1 protein-coding gene and 2 pseudogenes are annotated in these 1,956 nt (G+C 60.4%); 2 read left to right on the top strand and 1 reads right to left on the bottom strand.

Going from position 1 to position 1,956, the window contains the following annotated elements; genetic code table 11:
• Positions 1–107: 107 nt before the first annotated feature.
• On the top strand, positions 108–341 hold the full coding sequence (locus tag BSIN_RS00845; protein WP_256583494.1) for an alpha-hydroxy-acid oxidizing protein: 234 nt from the start codon (positions 108–110) through the stop codon (positions 339–341).
• Between the two features lie 55 nt (positions 342–396).
• On the opposite strand, the pseudogene BSIN_RS00840 reads toward BSIN_RS00845, so the two are convergent.
• Positions 397–876 (bottom strand): annotated as a pseudogene (locus tag BSIN_RS00840) (transposase); the annotation flags it as partial.
• Between the two features lie 58 nt (positions 877–934).
• Here BSIN_RS00840 and BSIN_RS00835 point away from each other — a divergent pair.
• A pseudogene (locus tag BSIN_RS00835) lies at positions 935–1,876 on the top strand (IS256 family transposase); the annotation flags it as partial.
• Positions 1,877–1,956 lie beyond the last annotated feature (80 nt).

The raw sequence follows: 1,956 nt of genomic DNA, 5'->3' as shown, positions 1-1,956 counted from the left end.
AGGACGGCGCCGCTACCGCGGCACCGTCAGATAAAAAACTGGGGAAAATTACTTCGACGAAAGTGGGGAGTATCTATCCGACGCTGACACAGTCAGCATGACGGGGCGTGCCTCTTGCCATTCTTCTTCTAATGATGGAGGCCTGCCGCGACGCGGCTGTGATGATCGATGGTGAAGTCAGGCGAGGAGCCGATGCTTTCAAGGCGATCGCGCTCGGGGCGAGCATGGTATTCATGGGTGGTCCTTTCACGTATGCGGTGGCGGTAGGCGGCGAGGTCGGGGTTACGCATGCGATCCGGCTGATGTCGCATGCCACTGTTCGAGCAGTAGCTGGCTGGTAATGATTGTGGATCGGGACGTGTCAGGAATTTCGTGTGCTGAGGTCGGTTAAAAATCTCAGCTGATGGCGGCGGTGAATCGCTCGCCGAACAGAATGGCGAACTGATTGACTGCTTGCCGCCAGGTGATAGGCGGCATCTTCCAGTCCTTTTCGATGTTGCGCAAGGCCAAGTACAGCAGTTTGCTGGCCGCTTCGTCGCTCGGGAAGTGGCCGCGATTCTTCACGATCTTGCGCAACTGCATGTGCATACTCTCGATGGCGTTTGTCGTATATACAATTCGACGCACCTCGGGTGGATAGGCAAAGAAGGGGATCACCTGCTCCCATTGGCGCTGCCACATGGCCGCGACGGTGGAGAATTTGCGGCCCCACTCGCTCTGTGCAAAGGCGTCGAGCGCCGCTGCCGCCACCTCGGCCGTGGCGGCTTGGTAGATCGGCTTGATCGCGGCGGCCAGCGGCTTGCGGTCCTTCCAGCTCGCCAGATTCAGCGAATTACGGATCAGATGCACGATGCAGGTCTGGATTTGCGCGGCCGGATGAGCCTATCCGAACCTTTGTGTGTGAGGCATAAACTGAAGGCCAAGGAGCCACTTTATGCCACGCAAACGCAAGGAAGAAGTGACGATTGAACCGGGCAAGGGCTTGAACCTGGACCCGGAACTGATCAAGCAACTGGTGCCCGGAACGCTGGACCGGGCGACGATCAACGAGCAGCTCGCGGCGCTCAAGAAGGCGATCTTCGAGCGCGCGCTGGGCGGTGAACTGACCCACCACCTCGGCTACGAGAAGGGTGAAACCAAGCCGACGGACCGCACGAACCATCGCAACGGCACCAGCCGCAAGCGCATCGCGACCGACGACGACCTGCTTGACGTCGAGATTCCGCGCGACCGCGAAGGCACCTTCGATCCGGTGCTGATCGCTAAGGGCGAGCGGCGCTTTACCGGCTTCGACGACAAGATCATCGCGATGTATGCACGCGGCATGAGCGTGCGGGAGATTCAGGGCTTCCTGCTGGAGATGTACGGCATCGAGGTGTCGCCGGACTTCATCAGCACCGTCACTGACGCGGTGATCGACGAAGTGCGCGAATGGCAGCAACGGCCGCTTGAGCCGATGTACCCGGTCGTGTTCTTTGACGCCTTGCGGGTCAAGATCCGCGACGAAGGCGTGGTGCGCAACAAGGCGATCTACCTGGCGCTAGGCGTGCGCCGCGATGGCACACGCGAGGTGCTGGGCCTCTGGATCGAGCAGACCGAGGGGGCCAAGTTCTGGCTGCGGGTGGTGAACGACCTGAAGCTGCGCGGCGTGCAGGACATCCTGATTGCCGTGGTCGACGGCCTGAAGGGCTTCCCGGAAGCGATCAACACGGTGTTCCCGGAAACGACGGTCCAGACCTGCATCGTGCACCTGATCCGGAACTCGCTGGACTTCGCCAGCTGGAAAGACCGGAAATCGGTCGCGGCGGCGCTCAAGGAGGTCTATCGGGCGCCGTCGGCCGAGGCGGCCGCCGTAGTGTTGATTTCCACCGAGTCTTAACCGACCGATTTCATCTAAATCTGCCCCACCCCGAGACAGCGTAGTACATCTATTCCGGTGTGGATAACTCTTCGTTA

This window comes from Burkholderia singularis, from assembly GCF_900176645.1.
Lineage (GTDB): Bacteria > Pseudomonadota > Gammaproteobacteria > Burkholderiales > Burkholderiaceae > Burkholderia > Burkholderia singularis.
The sequence above is the reverse complement of the archived record's forward strand: the minus strand, read 5'-3'. Positions and strand labels throughout refer to the sequence as shown.